Origin of the sequence: Oceanitalea stevensii (assembly GCF_014837105.1) — a bacterium.
Classification (GTDB): domain Bacteria; phylum Actinomycetota; class Actinomycetes; order Actinomycetales; family Actinomycetaceae; genus Oceanitalea; species Oceanitalea stevensii.
On the sequence record NZ_JACSPO010000003.1, the window covers coordinates 150,313 to 170,645 of the forward strand.

21 protein-coding genes are annotated in these 20,333 nt (G+C 73.3%); 16 read left to right on the plus strand and 5 right to left on the minus strand.

Features of this window, described 5'->3' with window-relative positions:
* The first annotated feature begins 224 nt into the window (after positions 1–224).
* Positions 225–1,538 (plus strand): M20/M25/M40 family metallo-hydrolase, encoded by a 1,314-nt coding sequence (locus H9624_RS08315; protein WP_251839430.1) that lies wholly within the window; start codon positions 225–227, stop codon positions 1,536–1,538.
* A gap of 5 nt (positions 1,539–1,543) precedes the next feature.
* Here the strand turns inward: H9624_RS08315 and H9624_RS08320 are convergent, their stop codons facing one another.
* Positions 1,544–1,777 carry a DUF5703 family protein gene (locus tag H9624_RS08320; protein ID WP_251305346.1) on the minus strand — a complete coding sequence of 78 codons (234 nt, stop codon included), beginning with the start codon at positions 1,775–1,777 and terminating at the stop codon, positions 1,544–1,546.
* Between the two features lie 80 nt (positions 1,778–1,857).
* Here H9624_RS08320 and H9624_RS08325 point away from each other — a divergent pair, with 80 nt between their 5' ends.
* On the plus strand, positions 1,858–2,127 hold the full coding sequence (locus H9624_RS08325; protein WP_251839431.1) for a DNA primase: 270 nt from the start codon (positions 1,858–1,860) through the stop codon (positions 2,125–2,127).
* Between the two features lie 3 nt (positions 2,128–2,130).
* Here the strand turns inward: H9624_RS08325 and H9624_RS08330 are convergent, their stop codons facing one another.
* Entirely contained in the window at positions 2,131–3,069 is a 939-nt protein-coding gene (locus tag H9624_RS08330) for an aldo/keto reductase (RefSeq protein ID WP_251839432.1), read from the minus strand.
* A gap of 43 nt (positions 3,070–3,112) precedes the next feature.
* On the opposite strand from H9624_RS08330, the gene H9624_RS08335 reads away from it, so the two are divergent.
* The 4 genes from H9624_RS08335 (at position 3,113) to H9624_RS08350 (ending at position 7,513) form a co-directional block, all read left to right on the plus strand.
* A complete protein-coding gene (locus H9624_RS08335) occupies positions 3,113–3,976 on the plus strand; it encodes an undecaprenyl-diphosphate phosphatase (protein ID WP_251839433.1) in 864 nt (287 codons plus the stop codon).
* Positions 3,977–4,042: 66 nt separating this feature from the next.
* Entirely contained in the window at positions 4,043–4,957 is a 915-nt protein-coding gene (locus H9624_RS08340) for a VOC family protein (RefSeq protein WP_251839434.1), read from the plus strand.
* Positions 4,958–4,974: 17 nt separating this feature from the next.
* The gene (gene mshC / locus H9624_RS08345; protein WP_251839435.1) at positions 4,975–6,249 is read left to right on the plus strand and encodes a cysteine--1-D-myo-inosityl 2-amino-2-deoxy-alpha-D-glucopyranoside ligase; all 1,275 of its coding nucleotides are present in this window, start codon (positions 4,975–4,977) and stop codon (positions 6,247–6,249) included.
* A 4-nt stretch (positions 6,250–6,253) separates the two neighbouring features.
* Positions 6,254–7,513, plus strand: coding sequence for a YihY/virulence factor BrkB family protein (locus tag H9624_RS08350; protein WP_251839436.1), 1,260 nt, complete (start codon positions 6,254–6,256; stop codon positions 7,511–7,513).
* On the opposite strand, the gene H9624_RS08355 is transcribed toward H9624_RS08350, so the two are convergent.
* Entirely contained in the window at positions 7,456–8,352 is an 897-nt protein-coding gene (locus tag H9624_RS08355) for a PAC2 family protein (protein WP_251839437.1), read from the minus strand. The genes H9624_RS08350 and H9624_RS08355 overlap by 58 nt on opposite strands.
* A 143-nt stretch (positions 8,353–8,495) precedes the next feature.
* Between H9624_RS08355 and H9624_RS08360 the strand changes: the two genes are divergently transcribed.
* Both H9624_RS08360 and H9624_RS08365 read left to right on the plus strand, forming a co-directional pair.
* Positions 8,496–9,143, plus strand: a complete 648-nt coding sequence (locus H9624_RS08360) for a class I SAM-dependent methyltransferase (protein ID WP_251839438.1) — start codon at positions 8,496–8,498, stop codon at positions 9,141–9,143.
* Positions 9,144–9,287: 144 nt separating this feature from the next.
* Positions 9,288–10,001, plus strand: a complete 714-nt coding sequence (locus H9624_RS08365; RefSeq protein ID WP_251839439.1) for an HAD family hydrolase — start codon at positions 9,288–9,290, stop codon at positions 9,999–10,001.
* Positions 10,002–10,016: 15 nt separating this feature from the next.
* Here the strand turns inward: H9624_RS08365 and H9624_RS08370 are convergent, their stop codons facing one another.
* Complete coding sequence (locus tag H9624_RS08370; RefSeq protein ID WP_251839440.1) at positions 10,017–10,403, minus strand: hypothetical protein; 387 nt, start codon at positions 10,401–10,403, stop codon at positions 10,017–10,019.
* A gap of 227 nt (positions 10,404–10,630) precedes the next feature.
* Between H9624_RS08370 and H9624_RS08375 the strand changes: the two genes are divergently transcribed.
* Positions 10,631–11,464: an aldo/keto reductase gene (locus tag H9624_RS08375; protein ID WP_251839441.1), complete on the plus strand. Its 834-nt coding sequence runs from the start codon at positions 10,631–10,633 to the stop codon at positions 11,462–11,464.
* A 22-nt stretch (positions 11,465–11,486) separates the two neighbouring features.
* On the opposite strand, the gene H9624_RS08380 is transcribed toward H9624_RS08375, so the two are convergent.
* On the minus strand, positions 11,487–12,419 hold the full coding sequence (locus tag H9624_RS08380) for a RecB family exonuclease (RefSeq protein ID WP_251839442.1): 933 nt from the start codon (positions 12,417–12,419) through the stop codon (positions 11,487–11,489).
* A gap of 87 nt (positions 12,420–12,506) precedes the next feature.
* On the opposite strand from H9624_RS08380, the gene H9624_RS08385 reads away from it, so the two are divergent.
* The 7 genes from H9624_RS08385 (at position 12,507) to H9624_RS08415 (ending at position 20,308) form a co-directional block, all read left to right on the plus strand.
* The gene (locus H9624_RS08385; protein ID WP_251839443.1) at positions 12,507–13,631 is read left to right on the plus strand and encodes a site-2 protease family protein; all 1,125 of its coding nucleotides are present in this window, start codon (positions 12,507–12,509) and stop codon (positions 13,629–13,631) included.
* Positions 13,632–13,688: 57 nt separating this feature from the next.
* Positions 13,689–14,126 (plus strand): MmcQ/YjbR family DNA-binding protein, encoded by a 438-nt coding sequence (locus H9624_RS08390; protein WP_504740249.1) that lies wholly within the window; start codon positions 13,689–13,691, stop codon positions 14,124–14,126.
* A 39-nt stretch (positions 14,127–14,165) separates the two neighbouring features.
* Positions 14,166–14,447 carry a DUF2277 domain-containing protein gene (locus H9624_RS08395; protein ID WP_251839445.1) on the plus strand — a complete coding sequence of 94 codons (282 nt, stop codon included), beginning with the start codon at positions 14,166–14,168 and terminating at the stop codon, positions 14,445–14,447.
* 104 nt (positions 14,448–14,551) lie between these two features.
* Positions 14,552–15,553 (plus strand): tRNA (adenine-N1)-methyltransferase, encoded by a 1,002-nt coding sequence (locus H9624_RS08400; protein WP_251839544.1) that lies wholly within the window; start codon positions 14,552–14,554, stop codon positions 15,551–15,553.
* 68 nt (positions 15,554–15,621) lie between these two features.
* Complete coding sequence (arc, locus tag H9624_RS08405; protein WP_251839446.1) at positions 15,622–17,259, plus strand: proteasome ATPase; 1,638 nt, start codon at positions 15,622–15,624, stop codon at positions 17,257–17,259.
* A 13-nt stretch (positions 17,260–17,272) separates the two neighbouring features.
* Positions 17,273–18,850 (plus strand): depupylase/deamidase Dop, encoded by a 1,578-nt coding sequence (dop, locus tag H9624_RS08410; protein ID WP_286010972.1) that lies wholly within the window; start codon positions 17,273–17,275, stop codon positions 18,848–18,850.
* A 30-nt stretch (positions 18,851–18,880) separates the two neighbouring features.
* The gene (locus H9624_RS08415) at positions 18,881–20,308 is read left to right on the plus strand and encodes an FUSC family protein (RefSeq protein WP_251839447.1); all 1,428 of its coding nucleotides are present in this window, start codon (positions 18,881–18,883) and stop codon (positions 20,306–20,308) included.
* Positions 20,309–20,333: the final 25 nt, after the last annotated feature.

Sequence of the window (20,333 nt, forward strand, 5' to 3'; positions counted from 1 at the left end):
ACAGCTGGATCTCGCCCGCGCCCTCACTCACTCGTGCGCCGAGCGCTGAGTTGTTACCCGTAACAACTCAGCGCTCGGCGCAGGAGGAGGCGACGCCCGTAACAACTCGGCGCTCGGCGCGAGGACGCCGTAACAACTCAGCGCTCGGCGCGAGGGGACGCCCGTCACAACTCAGCGCTCGGCGCGAGAGGGGGTGGGTCCGGTACCCGCGTTAGGGTCGGGGCATGACTGCTCCCGCTCCCACTGACGAGGTCGTCGAGATCTGCCGGCGGCTCATCCGGATCGACACGTCGAACTACGGCGACGGCTCGGGGCCGGGGGAGCGGAAGGCCGCGGAGTACGTCGCCGAGCTCCTCACCGAGGTCGGCTGGGAGCCCGAGCTCATCGAGTCCGAGCCCGGCCGCGCGTCGGTCGTCCTGCGCATCGAGGGCACCGACCCCTCCCTGCCCGCCCTCGTCCTCCACGGACACACCGACGTCGTCCCCGCGCAGGCCGAGGACTGGCAGGTCGACCCCTTCGGGGCCGAGGTGCGCGACGGCATGATCTGGGGCCGCGGCGCCGTCGACATGAAGGACATGGACGCGATGATCCTCGCGGTCGTCCGCGACATGGCCCGCACCGGCTGGCGGCCCCGGCGCGACGTCGTCGTCGCCCTCTTCGCCGACGAGGAGGCCGGCGGCGCCAAGGGCGCGCGCTGGCTCGTCGACCACCGCCCCGAGCTCTTCGAGGGGGCCACCGAGGCGATCAGCGAGGTGGGTGGCTACTCGGTGGAGATCGACGGCCGCCGCGTCTACCTCCTCCAGACCGCGGAGAAGGGCATCGCCTGGCTCAAGCTGATCGCCGGGGGCACCGCGGGCCACGGCTCCCAGGTCAACACCGACAACGCCGTCACCCGGCTCGCCGGCGCCGTCGCCCGGATCGGCGCGCACTCCTGGCCCCTGCACCTCACCGGCACGGTGCGCCAGCTGCTCAGCGGCGTCGCCGACCTCACCGGCACCACTTTCGACCCCGAGGACCCCGAGGGCATCGACCGCCTCGTCCGGGCGCTCGGTCCGGCGCAGAAGTTCGTCGGGGCCACGCTGCGCACCGGCGCGAACCCCACCCAGCTGAGCGCCGGGTACAAGGCGAACGTCATCCCCGGAAGCGCGGAGGCGGCCGTCGACGTCCGCTTCCTGCCCGGGGAGGAGGAGGCGGTGCGCGCGACGCTCAGCGAGCTCGCCGGGCCGGGCGTGCGCATCGAGCCGATCCACGGCGACCGCGCGCTCGAGGTGCCCTTCGAGGGCGAGCTCGTCGACCACATGGTCGCGGCCATCGACGCCGAGGACCCGGGCGCCGTCGTCCTGCCGTACATGCTCTCCGGCGGCACCGACAACAAGTCCCTCGCGCGCCTGGGCATCACCGGTTACGGCTTCGCGCCGCTCCAGCTCCCGCCCGAGCTCGACTTCGCCGGGATGTTCCACGGCGTGGACGAGCGCGTGCCGGTGGACGCCCTGCGCTTCGGCGTGCGCGTGCTCGAGCGGCTGCTGCGCACCGCCTGACGCGGCTACAGGGTGCTGCGGACCTTGATGATCTTGCGGCGCAGCCACACCTTGCGGCTGCCGCCGATGTAGAGGCGGGTGCGGGCGAGCTCCCAGCGGCCGTACTCGGCCTCCTCGGTGAGGAGCTGCCGCACCTGCGAGCGGCTGGCTGTCGGCGGCAGCGACAGCACGCGGAACTCGTACTGGGAGGCGCTGCGGACATCGGGACGCGGCGAAGTTTCAGGGGTGTACCAGACCATGTCGTAACCCATTGTCTCCCATCGTCACCGCCGCCCGGGCGGGCTGTGCCCATTCCTACCAGGCGCGATACGGTCATCCCATGTCAATCGACCCGCGCGCCGCTCTGGATCGCTTCATCGCCGCGCTCGAAGCGCACTTCGAGCTCGCCAGCAGTGCGCAGGACCCTGAGTCCCCCGCCATCGAGGACGCCGCCGCCACGGTGGAGGACGCGTTCTTCACCTACGACGACGCCCTGTACACCGCCTACCAGGTCGAGGTTCCCCTCGAGGCGTACGGCGACGACGACGACGACCTCGACGAGGACGACGACCTCGAGGACTTCAGCCTCGACGAGGCCGAGGAGGAGTAGGGCTCACTCGGCACTGACGTCGTCGAGCGCCCGGCGGATCGCGCCGGGCAGCTCGAGGTCGGTGCCCGCGAGCACCCCGCGCAGCTGCGTGGCGGTCCGCGCCCCGACGATCGCCGAGCTCACCCCCGGCGCGTCACGCACCCAGGCGAGGGCGACCTCCAGCGGCGTGCGTCCCAGCCCGTCGGCCGCCGTCGCGACGGCCTCGACGATGCCGCGTGAGCGGTCGGTGAGGTAGGGCTCGACGAAGCCGCGCAGGTGCGGCGACGCCGCACGCGAGTCCGCCGGGATCGTGCTGCGGTACTTGCCCGTGAGCACCCCGCGGCCCAGCGGCGACCACGCGAGCACCCCCGTCCCCAGCGCCTCCGCGCCAGGGAGCACCTCGTGCTCGACGCCGCGCTCGAGGAGCGAGTACTCGACCTCGACGGCGGCCAGCCCGGTCGCGTCCGCGTCCAGGCTCGCGGCGGCGTAGCCGAGGTACCAGGCGGGGTGGTTCGACAGGCCGGCGTACCGGGTGCGCCCGGTCGCGACGGCGTGCCGCAGCGCCGAGAGCGTTTCCTCGACGGGGACCTCGGGGTCGTGGGACTGGACGAGCCACAGGTCGAGGTGGTCGGTGCCCAGGGCGGCGAGCGTCTCGTCGAGGGTGTCCAGGAGCGTGGTGCGCGAGGCGTCGAGCCGGTTGCCGCGTGAGGTGCGCCGCACGCCCGCCTTGGAGCACAGGACGACGTCGCGGCGGTCCACCTCCGCGAGGAGGCTCCCGAGTAGGGCCTCGGCAGCGCCGTCGCCGTAGGACGCGGCGGTGTCGATGAGCGTGCCGCCGGCGTCGAGGAACAGCGAGAGCTGTTCGGCCGCCTCGTGCTCGTCGGTGTCCCGCCCCCAGGTCAACGTGCCCAGCCCGAGTGACGACACGAGCAGCCCGCTGCGCCCGGCCCTACGAAGTTCCATGCGCTCACGCTACCGGCGCCCGCGGCACGTAAGGTGATCCCTCGTGACGTGGTGGGAAGCAATCGTGCTCGGCGTGGTCCAGGGACTCACGGAGTTCCTCCCCATCTCCTCCAGTGCGCACCTGCGCATCGTGGGGGACCTGGTGCCCGGTGGGGGTGATCCCGGGGCGGCCTTCACGGCGATCACGCAGCTCGGCACCGAGACGGCGGTGCTCATCTACTTCCGCAAGGACATCTGGCGCATCATCCGCGCCTGGTTCGGGGCCTTGCCGGTGGGCCCGTGGCGCGGCACGGTGCCGCGCAACGACCCCGACGCCCGGATGGGCTGGTACATCATCATCGGCTCGGTGCCGATCGTCGTCTTCGGCCTGCTCTTCCAGGACGCGATCGAGACCTCGCTGCGCCACCTCTACATCACCGCCGCCATGCTCGCGGGCTTCGCGATCCTCCTCGGCGTTGCCGACCGGCTGGGCCGCAAGCGCAAGGAGCTGCGCGAGCTCACCCTGCGCGACGGCCTGCTCTTCGGTCTCGCGCAGTCCCTCGCCCTCGTGCCCGGGGTCTCGCGCTCCGGCGGCACGATCACCATGGGGCTGCTGCTCGGCTACACGCGTGAGGCCGCTGCGCGCTACTCCTTCCTCCTGGCGATCCCGGCCGTCTTCGGCTCGGGCTTCTACCAGCTGCTCGGCGCCGACCCCGCCCCGGGCGCACCCGGAGCCGGGGCGACGGCGATCGCCACCGTCGTCGCCTTCGGCGTCGGCTTCCTCGTCATCATCGCCTTCCTCAAGATCGTCTCGACGTACTCCTACATGCCCTTCGTCGTCTACCGGATCGTCCTGGCGGCCCTCGTCGTCGCGGGCGTGGCCGCCGGCGTCCTCGACCCGCTGGGGGCCGCGGCCGGCGCCGAGTAGGGGCTCGGACGGGCGACGTGACCGACCTCTCCCGCCAATAGTTGACGCATCAACTATGATGGGGGCATGAAGAACACCGCGACGCCCTCCCTGCCCGGCACCAACACGCGTGCAGCCGCCAACCGCGACCTGCTCGCCGCCGACACAGAGATGGGTCCCGTCACCCTGCTCGTCGGTGACCTCGACCTGCTCACCCGCTACTACGTCGAGGGTCTGGCCCTCACCGTCATCAGCGCGGAGGGCAACGAGACCGTGCTCGGCCGCGGCACGCGCCCCATCGTCGTGCTCCGTCACGACCCCAGCCTGCCGCGCGGCAGCCGCCGCGACGCCGGCCTGTTCCACACCGCGATCCTCTTCGAGGACCCCGCCGCCCTCGCCTCCGCCGTCGCCTCCCTCGCGCGCCTGGCCCCGCAGAGCTTCGTCGGGAGCTCGGACCACCTCGTCTCCGAGGCCTTCTACTTCACCGACCCCGAGGGCAACGGCATCGAGCTCTACCTCGACCGCCCCCGCGACACGTGGCGCTGGACCGACGGCCAGGTGGCGATGGACACCATCGCCCTGGACCCCAACGCCTACCTCGGCGAGCACCTCGACGCCGGCCGCCTGTCCACGGCGACGGCGGACCCCGCCGTCGTCGGGCACGTGCACCTCCAGGTGGGGGACACGACGACGGCGAAGCAGTTCTACGTCGACACGCTCGGCTTCGAACCGACCTTCGAGATGCCCAGCGCCCTGTTCGTCTCGGCCGGCGGCTACCACCACCACATGGCGATGAACACCTGGAACAGCGCCGGTGCAGGCCCGCGGGTCCCCGCGCTCGGGCTGGGCGTCGTCGACATCGTCGTGCCCGACGCCGAGGACATCGGTGCGCTCACCGACCGGCTGCGCTCCCGGAAGTGGTCCTTCCGTGACGACGGTCGCACCCTCGAGGTCGAGGACCCGTGGCGCAACCTCGTCCGAGTCGTGGCCGCCGCGCGCTGACGGTTAGGCTGCCCCTCGTGCACTCCTGGCCCGCCCCTGACCTTCCCGATCTCCCCGGACGTGGCCACCAGGTCCACCTCACCGACTCCGGCAGCGGTGAGCTCGTCGCGACGGCGGCGGAGGGACCCGCGAGCCTCTACGTCTGCGGGATCACCCCCTACGACTCGACGCACATGGGGCACGCGAACACCTACCTCGCCTTCGACCTCCTCGTCCGCGCCTGGCGCGACGCGGGGCGCGAGGTCCGGTACGTGCAGAACGTCACGGACGTCGACGACCCGCTCCTCGAGCGGGCCACGGCCACCGGCGTCGACTGGCGTGACCTCGCCGCCGAGCAGACCGAGCTCTTCCGCGGCGACATGACGGCGCTGCGCATCGTCCCGCCGGCCCACTACGTCGGCGCGGTCGAGACGATCCCGCTCGTCGTCGACGCCGTGAAGCAGCTGCTCGCGAGCGGCGCCGCCTACCGCGTGGAGCAGCCCGACGCGCAGGGCCACGGCGTGGGCGACGTCTACGCCGACACCGCAGCCGACCCGCTCTTCGCCACCGAGAGCGGCCTGGGCGCCGCCGAGATGGCCGAGTTCTTCGCCGAGCGCGGCGGTGACCCCGACCGCGCCGGCAAGCGTCAGCCCCTCGACCCGCTGCTGTGGCGCACCGCCCGTCCAGGCGAGCCGCAGTGGGACGGTGCGAGCCTGGGCGCCGGCCGTCCCGGCTGGCACATCGAGTGCGCGAGCATCGTCCGGGAGTACCTCGGGGTCCCCGTCGAGGTCCAGGCCGGCGGCAGCGACCTCGTCTTCCCGCACCACGCGTGCAGCGAGTCCCACCTGCGGATGCTCACCGGCCGCGACAGCGCCGTGGGCGTCCACGCGCACGGCGGCATGGTCGCCTACGACGGCGCCAAGATCAGCAAGTCGTTGGGCAACCTCGTCCTCGTCTCCCAGCTCGTCGCCTCGGGCGTGGACCCGATGGCCGTGCGTCTGGTCATGCTCGCCCACCACTACCGCGAGGACTGGGAGTACACCCACGCCCAGCTCGAGACCGCCACCGAGCGCCTGGCGCTGTGGCGCCGGGCGATGAGCGCCGAGCGCGGCTTCGACGCCACCGGGATGCTCGAGCAGGTCCGCACGGCCCTCGCCAACGACCTCGACGCGCCCACCGCCCTCCACGCCGTCGACGCGTGGGTGGCGGCGTCCGAGTACGACGACGGCGCCGCCCACACCGGCCCCGACCGCGGCCCCGCGCTCGCCGCCCGGACCGTCGACGCCCTCCTCGGCGTGGCCGTCACCCCCTGATCCCGTGCTGCCCGTCGCGGTCCTCCTCGTCGGGCTGGGCGGCGCGGTGCTCGCGCGCCAGCTGGACGCGATCCGCGCGCGGCTGAGCACGGCGTCAACGACGATCCTCGCCCTCCTCGGCGCGGCTGTCGCCGGCCTGCCGCTGCTCGCCGGCGGTGGCGGATGGTGGGTGCTCGTGCCCGCCGCGGCCGGCACGGCCGCCCTCGTCGCACTCGGCTCGGTCGTCAACGGGCGCTGGCTCGCGCCGCTGCACGAACGGTCGGCCGAGGGACCGACCCTGGCCGAACGGGCCGAGGCCTGGGCCGGGCGGCACCACGTCGGGCCGCGCGGGACCAACCTGCTCGCCGTCGTCGTCGGCGCGTCGACGCGCGCGATCGACGTGCGGGTGACCGGGCTCGCCGCGGAGATGACGTACTACGGGCTCATCTCCCTCGTGCCGCTCCTCACCGCGCTGGGGGCGAGCCTCGGCTTCCTCGAGCGGCTCGTCGGCGCCGAGGCCGTGACGCGGATCGAGGACTCCCTCGTCGACGCCGTCTCCACCGTCTTCGCCGAGCAGGTGGCCTCCGACGTGCTCGCCCCGCTCATCGAGGGGCTGCTGCGCGAGGAGCGCGCCGGCGTCGCCCTCGGGAGCGTGCTCGTGGCCCTGTGGCTCGCCAGCCGCATGTTCCGCGCGGCGATCCGGGCGCTGGACGACGCCTACCGGGTGCCCGAGCGGCGCGGCCTCGTCGGCCAGTACGCGCTCGGCATCGCCCTCGCGCTGGGCGCCGTCTTCACGCTGCTCGTCATCCTCGCGCTCGTCGTCATCGGCCCGCTGCTCGGCGACGGGCAGCAGATCGCCGACCAGCTCGGGCTCGGCGCCTTCTTCCAGGTGTCCTGGTCGGTGCTGCGCTGGCCCGCGCTGGCGGTCGTGACGACGACGTACCTCACCATCGTCTACCGCTACGGCCCGAACATCACGACGACGTGGCGGCGCTGCCTGCCGGGCGCGGCCGTCGGCACGGTGGGGCTCGTGCTCGTGTCGGTCGGCTTTAGCGCCTACCTCCGTCTCGCAGGTCCTGGCGCGCCGGGCGGCGAGAACGTCGAGGGCGCGGCGGTGACCGCCGCGGCGCAGACGATCGGGCTCGTGCTCGCCGGGGTGGTGTGGCTGTGGCTGAGCAGCATCGTCACGCTGGCCGGCGGCGTGGTCAACGCCGAGCTGGCGGCAGCTCAGCGCACGGGCGGGGGAGGGGTGCCCCCGCCCTTGTCCTCCCTGCGGCGCAGGTAGCGCTCGAACTCGCGGGCGATCGCCTCGCCGGTGGCCTCGGGGAGCTCGGCCGTGTCCTTGGCCTCCTCGAGCTGGCGGACGTACTCGGCGACCTCCGGGTCCTGCTCGGCCAGCTCGTCGACGCCCGCCTGCCAGGCGCGCGCCTCCTCGACGAGGTCACCGAGGGGGAGGGGCTCGCCGACGAGCTCCTCCAGCGCACCGAGGAGCGCGAGCGTGGCCTTCGGGGACGGCGGCTGGGCGACGTAGTGGGGCACGGCGGCCCACAGCGACATCGCGTGCATCCCGCGCTCCTGGGCGAGCTGGGCGAGGACGCTGACGATGCCGGCGGCCCCCTCGTACTCCGAGCTCTCCACGCCGAGGAGGGCCTGGACGCCGGGGTCGTCGCTCGTCACCTGGCAGGGGACCGGCCGGGTGTGCGGGACGTCGGCGAGGAGGGCGCCGATGCTCACGACGCTGCCGACCTTCCACTCCTCGGCGATGTCGAGGATCTCCTCGCAGAAGTCGAGCCAGCGGAAGGACGGCTCGATGCCCTGGACGAGCACCACCGTGCGGCCGGCCACCGGGGTGCGGGCCACGGAGATCGTCGTCGTCGGCCACTTGAGGACGCGCACGCCGTCCTCGTCACGCACGCTCATCGGGCGGTTGACCTGGAAGTCGTGGAAGTCCTGCGGGTCGAGGTCGTGCACGTCGTGCGCGCCCCACGCCTCGGCGACCACCTGCAGCGTCTGGCTCGCGGAGGAGCCGGCGTCGTTCCAGCCCTCGAACGCGGCGAGGAGGATGGCAGGGGTGCGCTCGGCGTCCTTCTCGGGCGCCGTGCTGGGCTCGGGCTGCTCGGTCATCCCCTCAGCCTATGCGCGCGGCAGGGCAGGGGTGGTGCACGGTCCGTCCACGCGCGCGTGCTGGGGTCTTGTCCGGGCCGCAGGCCTCCGGGACAGTGTTCCCACGGGCACGCCCGTTCCGCACTGACCCTCGGGAGACTGGGATGTCCGACCGACGCGCGTGGCAGGGAGAGGCGGACCTGCTCGGCAACGCCGACCCCGCCCACCCGACGGCCTGGTTCGAGCGGCTCTGGTCAGCCGCGCGGCGCGGGGAGGTGACGACGCCGTGGGACCGGACCGATCCACACCCCGCCCTCGCCTCCTGGGCGAGGCCGCCTGACGGTCCCGGCCGCGCCGCCGTCGTCGTGGGCTGTGGCCTGGGGGCGGACGCCGAGCACCTCGCGCGGCTCGGGTACGCGACGACGGCCTTCGACGTCTCCCCGTCCGCCGTCGCCGCCGCGCGGACGAGGAACGTCGGCTCGCCGGTGACGTACGCCGTCGCCGACCTCCTCGACCTGCCGCCCGCCTGGGCCGGCGCCTTCGACCTTGTCGTGGAGATCTACACCGTCCAGGCGGTGAGTCGCGACGTCCGCCGCCCGATGGTCGACGGCGTGCGTTCGCTCGTCGCGCCGGGCGGCACCCTCTTCGTCGTCCAGGCCGCCGTGGAGGAGCCCGACGACGAGGGCCCGCCCTGGCCGCTGACCCGGGCCGAGCTCGAGTCCTTCGGGACGCAGGGACTCACGACCGTCGCGGTCGAGGAGATCGTCGCCGACGGGCGCCCGTCGTGGCGTGCCGAGCTCCACCGAGCCTGAGCCCCACATCCGTGCGCTCATGCGATGTGGCCCGGCCTCCTGGCCGACATGGTCAGCCCAGGTAGCCTGGACGAAGACCTGCCGTGCGACGCAGCGCCGACGACCGGTCGGTCGTGGTGCCGTCGCTGACCGATGGAGCCTCGCTTGACCCTCGCGAACTCAGCCACGTCCGCACGCCCCGAGCACGCGCTGCGGCTCCCGGCCGCCGTCCTGTGGGACATGGACGGCACCCTCGTGGACACCGAGCCGTACTGGATCGCCACCGAGACCGCGCTGGCCGCGGAGCACGGTGGGACCTGGACCCACGAGCAGGGCCTGGCGATGGTCGGCAAGCCGATCACCCACACCGCGGCGAAGCTCCGTGAGCTGGGGGTGCCGGGCACCGACGACGAGGTCGCGGCCGAGCTCGTCCGCCGCGTCACCCAGCACATCCGCACCGACGGCCCGCCGTGGCGGCCCGGTGCCCGCGAGATCCTCACGGCCCTGGTCGAGGCCGGCGTGCCCTGCGCGCTCGTGACGATGTCCTACCGGTCGATGGCCGAGGCCGTCATCGAGATGCTGCCGGCCGGCACCTTCTCCGCCGTCGTCACCGGGGACGAGGTCACCCACAGCAAGCCGCACCCCGAGCCCTACCTGCGGGCCGCCGACATGCTCGGCGTCGACATCCGCGAGTGCGTGGCCGTCGAGGACTCCGTGCCGGGCGTCGCCTCGGCGCTGGCCTCGGGCGCCGCGACGATCGCGGTGCCGCTCATGGTCGAGATCGCGCCGGAGCCCGGGCTCAGCATGCTGAGGACGCTCGAGGGGCTCACTCTCAGCGAGCTCGCGACCGTCGCGTCCGGCGAGCCGCTCGTCCGGTAGCAGCGGTCGCGCGTCTCACCGGCCGTCGTCGACGATGATGTTGGTGATGTCGGCGTCGCCGGTGTCCTCGAGGGGGATGTTCGGAACCTCTGGGAGCGGGATGTCGTGTACCCCCTGCGGGAACATTCGCTCGGCCTCGAGCAACGCGGCCAGCTCCCTGTCGACGTCCTCCTGGGTGTACGGCTCGCCACCCTGGATCATGAGGTTCTCGATCTCGATGCGGCGGTAGGCGACCTGCTCCTCCGGGGAAAGGTCGTCCATGAAAACGAAGTCATCGTCGCGCGGGACATCGCGAGAGAGATCGCGGGGAACGTCACCGCCTCCCACCGCGATCGCGGCACCTGCGCCGACGACGACGACGGATGCAGCACCAACGGCCACCAACCAGTGCCTTCTGTCCATGCCCGACCCCCTCACGAGGCCCCGTCGTCCTCGCGACCCCGGGGAAGTGGGCCAAGGCTATGGGCGAGGGGTGAGGAGAGGGACGGTTTTCGACGAGCTGAGGCGCTCCGCGCCGAGAGCGTTCCGGACCTGGTCCCGGCATGCCGAGGACACTCGCGGGGCCGACACTGACGGGGCGTGCCACCGTCGTGGCCTGAGATCCGCTCCCCGACAGTCCAGGAGGACCCATGACCGTTCCCGCCCTCACCCTCGACAACGGCGTCCAGATCCCCCAGGTCGGCTTCGGCGTGTTCCAGGTGCCGTCCGAGGAGACGCAGCGGGCCGTCGAGACCGCCCTCGAGGCGGGCTACCGCCACATCGACACCGCTGCGGCGTACCGCAACGAGGAGGGCGTGGGAGCCGCGCTGCGTGCGGTCGGACTGCCCCGTGAGGACGTCTTCGTCACGACCAAGGTCCGCAACAAGGACCACGGCCTGGAGGAGACCCTCGCCGCCTTCGACGCCTCCAGCCGCGCGCTCGGGCTCGACGTCGTCGACCTCTACCTCATCCACTGGCCGGTGCCGAGCCAGGACCGCTACGTCGAGACCTGGCGCGCCCTCGAGAAGCTCCACGCCGACGGCGCCGTCCGGGCGATCGGCGTCTCCAACTTCCTGCCCGAGCACCTGGAGCGGCTGGGTGCGGAGACCGACGTGCTCCCTGCCGTCAACCAGGTCGAGGTGCACCCCGGGTTCCAGAACCGCGCCGTGACCGAGGCGTCCGAGCGGGCCGGCATCGCCGTGGAGGCGTACTCGCCGCTGGGCCGGGGCGCCGCGCTGGACAAGCCGGAGGTCACGCGCACGGCGAAGGGCCTCGGTGTCACGCCCGCCCAGGTGGTGCTGCGGTGGCACCTGCAGCGTGGGCGCATCGTCATCCCCAAGTCGGCCACGCCCGAGCGGATCCAGCAGAACATCGACCTCTTCGGCTTCGAGCTCGACGAGGACCAGCTCGCGGCGATCGACGCCCTCGACGCCGGTGAGCGCACCGGCTGGGACCCCGCGACGATGGACCTGCCGCAGGCCTGAGCGGCGGCTCGCGGCGGCGGCGCTACGCCGTCGTCGCGCCCGCGCCGGCAGGGACGGCCGTCGCGCCGGCCGCCGTCCGCCCGACGGCGGCGAGCAGGCGGTCCATGCCCTCCTCGGGCGGCTGCGGGGGCGTGCCGCCGAAGGACGGGCACTTGTCCCGGAAGCTGCACCAGTCGCACAGCCGCGAGACGCGCGGGCGGAAGTCACCGGTCTGCGCGGCGCGGGTGATGGCACCCCAGATCGACTCGACCTGGTCCTCGGTGGCGAGGAGCTCGTTCTCGGTGGGGTCGAGCGTGAGGACCTGACCGTCGGCCAGGTAGACGAGCTGGAGGCGCCGCGGCGGGGTGCCGGTGAGGCGCCACAGCATGAGGCCGTAGAAGCGCATCTGGAACAGGGCGTCCGCGGCGTACTGCGGCCGCGGGGAGCGGCCGGTCTTGTAGTCGACCACCCGCACCGCGCCGTTCGGCGCGACGTCCATCCGGTCGACGAAGCCGCGCAGCATGATGCCCGAGCCGAGCTCGACCTCGAGGAGCTTCTCCCGCTCCGCCGGCTCCAGCCGCTGCGGGTTCTCCACCTGGAAGTACCGCTCGACGAGCTCGCGCGCCGAGACGAGCCACGCCTGGAGCTCCTCCGGCGTCCCGAACATCTCCTCGACCTCGGGCCGCTCGGCGCGCAGCTCCTCCCACGCCGGGGCGAGGAGCTCGACGCCGGCGGCCGGGTCCCGCTGCGCGGCGGGCAGGTCGTAGAGCCGCTCGAGGACGCTGTGGACGAGGGTGCCCTTGACCGCGGCGGGGCTCGGCGGCTCGGGCAGACGGTCGACCAGCCGGAAGCGGAAGAGCAGGGGGCACTGCATGAAGTCCTTGGCGCGCGAGGGCGACAGGGCCACCGGGCGCAGCGCCGCCGGCTCCGCCGCGGGGGCGGCCTGGGCGGGGGACTCGGTGCTGCTCACTGCCATGGCGCCACTGTATGTCGAGGGTCCGACACGGCCGGGAAGCCCCGCCCACGCTGTGGGGAAGGTCGCGTGGGGACATAAGGTGCAGGAATGGCACGGCTGGGGCAGCGCACATCCTCGGGCTGGGTGATCGGGCACGTCCGCCGCGTCCCGGTCGTCTTCGCCCCGTCCTGGTTCGTCATGGCGATCGTCCTCGGCGCGCTCGTCGCGCCGACGATCACCCGCGTCGTCCCGGGCGCCGGGACCGCAGCCACCGTGCTGGCGGCCGCCAGCGTCCCGCTCATGCTCCTGCTCGGCGTGCTCGCCCACGAGCTCGCCCACGGCATGGCCGGCCACGCCGTCGGCTCGCCGCCGCGCGAGTACGTCCTCACGCTGTGGGGCGGGCACACCCAGTTCACCTCCGACATGCGCAGCCCCGGCGCCTCCGCGCTCGTCTCCGTCGTCGGTCCCCTCGCCAACGCGGTCCTCGCGGGCCTCTCGTGGATCGCTGTCCTCCAGGTGGACTCCCCGCTCGCCTCCGTCGTGTGGCAGATCGCCGCGCTGAGCAACGCCGTCGTCGCGATCTTCAACCTCCTGCCCGGCTACCCGCTCGACGGCGGCCGCATCCTCGAGGCGATCGTCTGGAAGGTGACGGGGGACCGCCTCACCGGGACGAGCGTCGCCGGCTGGGGCGGGCGCGTCGTCGCCGTCCTCGTCGTCGTCGTCGGGCTGGGACGCCCCCTCATGGTGGGTCTGCGCCCGACGATCTTCACCGTCCTGTGGGTGGTGCTGCTCGCCGGCTACCTGTGGACCGCCTCCAGCCAGGCCGTCAACCTCGCGCGCGCCCGCCGCAACGCCGCGCACATCGACCTGCGTCTCATCGCCGAGCCCGCCCTCGCCCTGCCCGCCTCCGCCCCCGTCGCGGCCGCCGACACGGTCAGACAGCGGCGCATCGTCCTGCTCGACGACGGCGGGCGGGTCAGTGGGCTCGTCGACCCCTCGGTCCTCTCCCAGGTCCCGCCGCACGCCCGCCCGACGACGCCGCTGTCGGCCGTCGCGTCCGTGCTCCCGGCCGAGAGCGTCGTCACCGAGCTCCTGGGGGCCGACGGCGTGGGCGCCGCCGCCCGGGCCGCCCGCACGAGCCCCGTCGTCGTCCTCGCCGACGGGCCGGCCGGGATCGTCGGCGTCCTCACCGTCGACCGCCTCGAGGAGGCCCTGCGCCACGCCCCGCGGTGAACCGGCCCGCGATGTCGGTGGCCGGTCCTACTCTCCCGTCATGAGGAGGTGGTGACAGTGCCGCACCCGCGGATGTACGACGACGACGATCCCTACCTCGCCCGGCTGCGTCCCCTCGCGCTCGGCTTCCCCGCCGCCACGGAGGTCGAGACCTTCGGGCGGCCCACCTTCCGGGCGCGCAAGATGTTTGCGATCTACGGCGGCGGCACGAAGGGGCCGGCCGGCACCCGCCGGCAGTACGAGCACGGTCTCATCGTGGTCCCGGACGGGGAGGAGGAGCTCGCCGCCCTCCAGGAGGACCCGCGCGCCTTCGTGCCCGCGTACTACGGGCCCTTCGGCTGGGTGGGGATCGACCTCGCTGCCGCCGCGCCGGAGGAGGTCGACTGGCAGGAGGTCGCCGAGCTGCTCGACGGCTCCTACCGGCAGGTCGCCGGGCCGCGCCTCGTGCGGCGCCTGGACGAGGACGGCGGACCCGCCGGGAGAGGAGGCGCCTGAGGTCTTCCCGGTGGACCCGCGCGGTGCCACCCTGGAGGCATGTGCCGCAACATCCACCCCCTGCACAACTACGCGCCGCCCGCCACGGACGACGAGGTCCACGCCGCCGCCCTGCAGTACGTGCGGAAGGTCGCCGGCATGACCAAGCCCTCGCAGGCCAACGCCGAGGCCTTCGAGCACGCGGTGGAGCACGTCGCCGCCGCCACCCGCGAGCTCCTCGACTCGCTCGTCACCCACGCCCCGCCCAAGGACCGGGAGGTCGAGGCCGCCAAGGCGCGCGAACGCAGCCGGCTCCGCTTCCCCGAGCAGCAGACCGCCTGACCGCCCGGAAGGCCCTCCGGTCACGGCCCGTAGACTCGTCGACCGTGACTTCCGAACCCGCCACCGACCGCCCGCTCGGCCCCGCACGCCGTCGCGGACCCCTCATGATCGGGGAGCGGGTGCAGCTGACCGACCCGAAGGGCCGCCTGCACACGATCACCCTCGACCCCCAGGCCACCTTCCAGACGCACCGCGGCTACCTGCGCCACGACGCGATCATCGGCGGGGACGAGGGCGTCGTCGTCGCCACCACCGGCGGGGTCGAGTACCTCGTGCTGCGCCCGCTGCTGGCCGACCACGTCCTGTCGATGCCGCGCGGCGCCGCCGTCATCTACCCCAAGGACGCGTCGCAGATCGTCGCGATGGCCGACATCTTCCCCGGGGCGCGGGTCGTCGAGGCGGGCGTCGGCTCCGGTGCGCTGAGCATGTCCCTGCTCCAGGCCGTGGGCCCGCAGGGGCGGCTGCTGTCCATCGAGCGGCGCGCCGACTTCGCCGACATCGCCCAGTCCAACGCGCGGGCCTGGTTCGGGGAGGACCACCCCGCGTGGGAGGTCGTCATCGGTGACCTCGCCGACGTCCTGCCCACCGCCGTCGAGCCCGGGTCGGTGGACCGCATCGTCCTCGACATGCTCGCCCCGTGGGAGAACCTCGCCGTCGCGGCCGACGCGCTCGCGCCGGGCGGCGTCCTCATCGCCTACGTCGCCACGACCACCCAGCTCTCCCGCTTCGTCGAGGACGCCAAGGCCACCGAGCAGTTCACCGAGCCGCGCGCGTGGGAGACGCTCCTGCGCGGCTGGCACCTCGAGGGCCTGGCCGTGCGCCCGGACCACCGGATGATCGGCCACACCGGCTTCCTCGTCACCACGCGGCGGATGGCCCCGGGCGTCACGCCTCCGCTGCGCAAGCGCCGCCCCGCCAAGGGCTCCTACCCGGTGGAGGAGGACTGGGCCGAGGACCTGGGCGAGCGCACCGTCTCGGACAAGAAGCTGCGCCGCGTGCGCCGCGACCAGGACCGCGCCGAGCAGCTGCGGGCCTCCGGGCAGCCCGGGGACACCGCACCGGTCGAGGACCTCGGCCAGGACGAGGCCGCGCCGCCCACCCTCTGACCCGCGCCTGCGGCCCCCACGGTGGGTGACCTACCGTGGGGGCCGTACCGAGCAGGGAAGGGGCCGACATGGCCGAGGCTGGGATGGACGACTTCCGCGCGAACCGCGTGCGCGAGCTGGAGCAGCAGGCGATCAGCCTCGCGACGAAGAACGAGCGGCTCGCCACGGCGCTCCAGGGCGCGCGCGACCAGCTCGCCACCATGCAGGAGCAGCTCGACGCCCTCTCCCGCCCGCCCGCCAGCATCGCCACCGTCCTGTCGGTCCACGTCACCGAGCGTGAGCTCGAGGTGCTGTCCTCCGGCCGCCGCCTGCGCGTGGCCGCCGCACCCTCCCTGCCGCTGGGTGCGCTGCGTCCTGGGCAGCACGTGCGCCTCAACGAGTCGCTCGTCGCCGTCCAGGCGGGCGGCTTCGAGGACACCGGCGAGCTCGTCGCGATCAAGGAGGTCGTCGACGACACCCGCGTCCTCGTCGTCGCCCGCTCCGACGACGAGCGCGTGCTGCGCCTCTCGGCACCCCTGGTCGCCGCGGGCGTACGGGTGGGGGACACCGTCCTCGCCGACCTGCGCAGCGGCTTCGCGCTCGAGCACGTCGAGCGCTCGGAGGTCGAGGACCTGCTCCTCGAGGAGACGCCGGACGTCGACTACGGCGACATCGGTGGCCTCGGCACCCAGATCGAACAGATCCGCGACGCCGTCGAGCTGCCCTTCCTCCACCCCGAGCTCTACCGCGAGCACGGCCTCAAGCCGCCCAAGGGCGTCCTGCTGTACGGCCCGCCCGGGTGCGGCAAGACCCTCATCGCCAAGGCGGTGGCCACCTCCCTCGCCGACGCCGCCGGCCAGGCCGACGGGCACCGCCCCGGCAGCTACTTCATCAACGTCAAGGGCCCCGAGCTCCTCAACAAGTACGTCGGGGAGACCGAGCGCCAGATCCGCGTCATCTTCGCCCGTGCCCGGGAGAAGGCCGCCCTCGGGCTGCCCGTCGTCGTCTTCTTCGACGAGATGGACTCCCTGTTCCGCACCCGCGGCACCGGCGTGTCCAGCGACGTCGAGACGACGATCGTGCCCCAGCTGCTCAGCGAGATCGACGGCGTGGAGAAGCTCGAGAACGTCGTCATCATCGGCGCCTCCAACCGCGAGGACATGATCGACCCCGCGATCCTGCGCCCCGGCCGCCTCGACGTGAAGATCAAGATCGAGCGCCCCGACGCCGACGGCGCCCGGCAGATCCTCGCCAAGTACCTCACCCCCGACCTCCCGATCCACCCCGAGGAGATCGAGCGCCACGGCGACGCCGCCGCCGCGGTCGCCGCGATGGGCGAGGCCGTCGTCGAGCGCCTGTACGCCACCACGCACGACAACCGCTTCCTCGAGGTCACCTACGCGAGCGGGGACAAGGAGGTCCTGTACTTCAAGGACTTCGCCTCCGGCGCGATGATGGCCAACATCGTCGACCGCGCGAAGAAGGCGGCGATCAAGGACCTCATCGCCACCGGCGAGCGCGGTCTGCGCACCGCGCACCTCCTCGCCGGCTACTCCGCCGAGATGCGCGAGAACGAGGACCTGCCCTCGACGACCAACCCCGACGACTGGGCGCGGGTGGCCGGCAAGAAGGGCGAGCGGATCGTCTTCATGCGCACCCTCGGGATGTCGGGCATGACCGACGGCGCCGAGCCCACGCGGGTCGTGGAGACCCGCGACTACCTGTGAGCGGAGCGGGCCGATGACCGTGCACCGGATGATGGGCATCGAGACCGAGTACGGGGTCCTGCAGCCCGGCCAGCCGATGGCCAACCCGATGGCCCTGTCGGCCGCCGTCGTCGTCGCGTACGCGCAGACGGTGGGCGAGGGCGCGACGGCGCGGTGGGACTACGAGGGGGAGGACCCGCTCGCCGACGCGCGCGGCTTCCGCCTCGACCGCGCCGCGGCGCACCCCGACCAGCTCACCGACTCCCCGGCCGAGCGCGCCGCGACGCTGGGACGCTTCCACCGCCGTCGCCCGGGCGTGGACGAGCCGGCCTCCGCGGCGACGTCGCTCGTGCTCACCAACGGTGCGCGGCTGTACGTCGACCACGCCCACCCGGAGTACTCCAGCCCCGAGGTCACCGGCCCGCGCGACGCGGTGCGGTGGGACCGGGCGGGGGAGGAGGTCATGCGCCGCGCCGCCGCCGCGCTGGCCGCCGAGCCCGCGATGCCGGACGTCGCGCTGTACAAGAACAACGTCGACGGCAAGGGCCAGTCCTACGGGACCCACGAGAACTACCTCATGGACCGCGACGTGCCCTTCGGGGACGTCGTCCGCTACCTCACGCCCTTCCTCGTCACCCGCCAGGTGTTCACGGGCGCGGGCCGGGTGGGGCTGGGGCAGCGCTCGGAGGTGCCCGGCTTCCAGCTCTCCCAGCGCGCGGACTACATCGAGAACGACGTCGGCCTCGAGACGACCTTCAACCGGCCGATCATCAACACCCGCGACGAGCCGCACGCCGACGCCGCCCGCTACCGGCGCCTGCACGTCATCGTCGGGGACGCCAACCTCCTCGAGGTGGCGACCTGGCTCAAGCTCGCCACCACCTCACTCGTGCTGTGGCTGCTCGAGCAGGACGCCGTGCCGCTGGCCCTGGACGCGATGGCGCTGGACGACGCCGTGGCGGAGACGCGGCTGGTCAGCCACGACACGACCCTCACCCACCGGCTCACGCTCGCCGACGGGCGGCAGATGACGGCGTTGGAGATCCAGCGGGTCTACCTCGACGTCATCCGTGACGCCCTCGGTGACGACGTCGACGCAGAGACTCGCGCCGTCCTCGACCGCTGGGACTCCCTCCTCACCCGGCTGGGGAAGGACCCGATGTCCTGCGCCGCGGAGGTCGAGTGGGTCGCGAAGCTCCGGCTGCTCGAGGGCATGCGCCGGCGCGACGGCATCGGCTGGGACGACCCGCGCCTCGCCGCGCTCGACCTCCAGTGGTCCGACGTGCGCCCCGAGCGCAGCATCTACCAGCGCCTCGCCGCGTCCGGCGCCGTCGAGATCCTCGTCAGCGCGGACGAGGTCGCCGAGGCCGTCCACGCCGCACCGGTGGACACCCGTGCGTGGTTCCGCGGGGAGACGATCCGCCGCTACGGCGCCGGCGTCGCGGCGGCCGGCTGGGAGTCGGTGGTCCTCGACGTGCCCGGTGAGGAGCACCTCGTGCGCCTGCCGATGGCCGAGCCGGCGCGGGGCAGCCGCGAGCACGTGGGGGAGGCGCTGGACGCCAGCGCCGACGTCGCGACGCTCCTCGAGGAGCTGCGCCGCCGCCACGGCTGACGCCTCCCGCCCCTCGCCCGCTCAGCGTTCGTGGGTGGGAGTGAGGCGCCAGGCCACCGTCGGCTTGTACGCTGGCTCCCTCCGACCAGCGTCGTGGGAGTTGCCTTGCCCGAGTCTGCTCGCAAGCGGCGCGTGACGCTGCGCCGGTTCCGCCCCGGTCGAGGGCTGCTGGCGGCGTCCTGGTTGCTGCCCCGGCCGGTTCGACCGCTCCTGGTGTGGGTGGCCCGGCTGACAACGGCCTCGGTCGTCGCCTACCTGCTGACGGTGGGGCTGATCGAGGGGCCCGTCGACCTGACGGGTGCGCTCACCGCTCTCCTGGTGGTGCAGGCGTCGGCGGCGGCGAGTCTGCAGATGGGCGTGGTCCGCGTGGGAGCCGTCCTCACCGGCGTGCTCGTTGCGGTCACGCTGTCCTCGTGGGTGGGCCTGAGCTGGTGGACCCTTGGTGCGGCGGTCGCCCTGGCGCTGCTGCTGGCTGCGGTCCTGCGTCTGGGCGACCAGAGGCTGGAGACAGCGATCAGCGCGATGCTCATCCTGGGCAGCGGGGGACAGGAGATCGCGGCGGAGACCCGCGTGTTCACCACCCTCATCGGTGCGGGCGTGGGGATGGCGTTCAACCTGCTGCTGCCACCGCCCGTTCCCGTCCGGGCCGCGGTGACCGACGTGCGCAACGTGGCGAGCAGGCAGGCTGCATGCCTGCGGGCAGCGGCATCATCGATGAACGAGAGGCCGGTCACCAAGGGCGCGGTGGGTGCCTGGCTGGACGAGGCACGTGTCATCGCCGGGACCGTGGAGCGCGCGGAGGCGGCGATCACCACGGTCACCGACCTGCGCCGGCTCAACCCCCGAGCGATCGGCGCCCCTGAGGTCGAACCGGTCCTGCGGGCGGGCCTCGACTCCCTCGAACGCTCCTTGCTCGCGATTCGCGCCCTCTTCGCGACCATGTTCACCGAGGCTCCTGAGCACGAGACGCCCGACGACGGCTACGGCGAGCAGGTCCGCCCCGCGTTCGCTGTCCTGCTCGGTCATGTCGCGGACTGCCTCGACGCCTTCGGCGCGCTCATCGAGGCCGAGGCGGAGAGCTCTGAGGCAGAGGTCGAGCGGCACCTGACGGAGACGCTGGGCGTCGCGGGCGAGGCGCGGGCCGTCCTCACCGAGCTGCTCCTGGTCGACCCGCGCGAGGAGACCAGCCTCTGGCTGCTGCGCGGCTCGATCCTCTCCGCGGTCGACCAGGTGCTGGGCCCGATGCAGCTGGAGGACCGTGCCCGGCTCCGGATGCAGCGTCAGCCGCGCAAGGCACGCGCGACCGGCCCAGGCAGGGTGCACACCCGTGACATCCTCATGGCGCAGTCAGCCGACCGCCTTCGTTCGCTTGCCGCGCGTCCCGCCCACGTCTCACGCACGGCCCGCCTCGCGCTCCGGCGAGGCACAGACCGGCGCTCGTGGCGGCGTCGGGAGTAGCAGGTGTCGGCGCGCCGCCGCGGCG

Bases quoted from the DNA above. Each gene is read 5' to 3' on its own strand.
- H9624_RS08370 (WP_251839440.1), bottom strand. From the start codon at position 10,403: ATGGACAGAAGGCACTGGTTGGTGGCCGTTGGTGCTGCATCCGTCGTC.
- H9624_RS08385 (WP_251839443.1), top strand. From the start codon at position 12,507: ATGGCACGGCTGGGGCAGCGCACATCCTCGGGCTGGGTGATCGGGCAC.
- H9624_RS08360 (WP_251839438.1), top strand. From the start codon at position 8,496: ATGTCCGACCGACGCGCGTGGCAGGGAGAGGCGGACCTGCTCGGCAAC.
- arc (WP_251839446.1), top strand. From the start codon at position 15,622: ATGGCCGAGGCTGGGATGGACGACTTCCGCGCGAACCGCGTGCGCGAG.
- H9624_RS08330 (WP_251839432.1), bottom strand. From the start codon at position 3,069: ATGGAACTTCGTAGGGCCGGGCGCAGCGGGCTGCTCGTGTCGTCACTC.
- H9624_RS08400 (WP_251839544.1), top strand. From the start codon at position 14,552: ATGATCGGGGAGCGGGTGCAGCTGACCGACCCGAAGGGCCGCCTGCAC.
- H9624_RS08325 (WP_251839431.1), top strand. From the start codon at position 1,858: ATGTCAATCGACCCGCGCGCCGCTCTGGATCGCTTCATCGCCGCGCTC.
- H9624_RS08395 (WP_251839445.1), top strand. From the start codon at position 14,166: ATGTGCCGCAACATCCACCCCCTGCACAACTACGCGCCGCCCGCCACG.
- H9624_RS08380 (WP_251839442.1), bottom strand. From the start codon at position 12,419: ATGGCAGTGAGCAGCACCGAGTCCCCCGCCCAGGCCGCCCCCGCGGCG.
- H9624_RS08340 (WP_251839434.1), top strand. From the start codon at position 4,043: ATGAAGAACACCGCGACGCCCTCCCTGCCCGGCACCAACACGCGTGCA.
- dop (WP_286010972.1), top strand. From the start codon at position 17,273: ATGACCGTGCACCGGATGATGGGCATCGAGACCGAGTACGGGGTCCTG.
- H9624_RS08355 (WP_251839437.1), bottom strand. From the start codon at position 8,352: ATGACCGAGCAGCCCGAGCCCAGCACGGCGCCCGAGAAGGACGCCGAG.
- H9624_RS08375 (WP_251839441.1), top strand. From the start codon at position 10,631: ATGACCGTTCCCGCCCTCACCCTCGACAACGGCGTCCAGATCCCCCAG.
- H9624_RS08315 (WP_251839430.1), top strand. From the start codon at position 225: ATGACTGCTCCCGCTCCCACTGACGAGGTCGTCGAGATCTGCCGGCGG.
- H9624_RS08320 (WP_251305346.1), bottom strand. From the start codon at position 1,777: ATGGTCTGGTACACCCCTGAAACTTCGCCGCGTCCCGATGTCCGCAGC.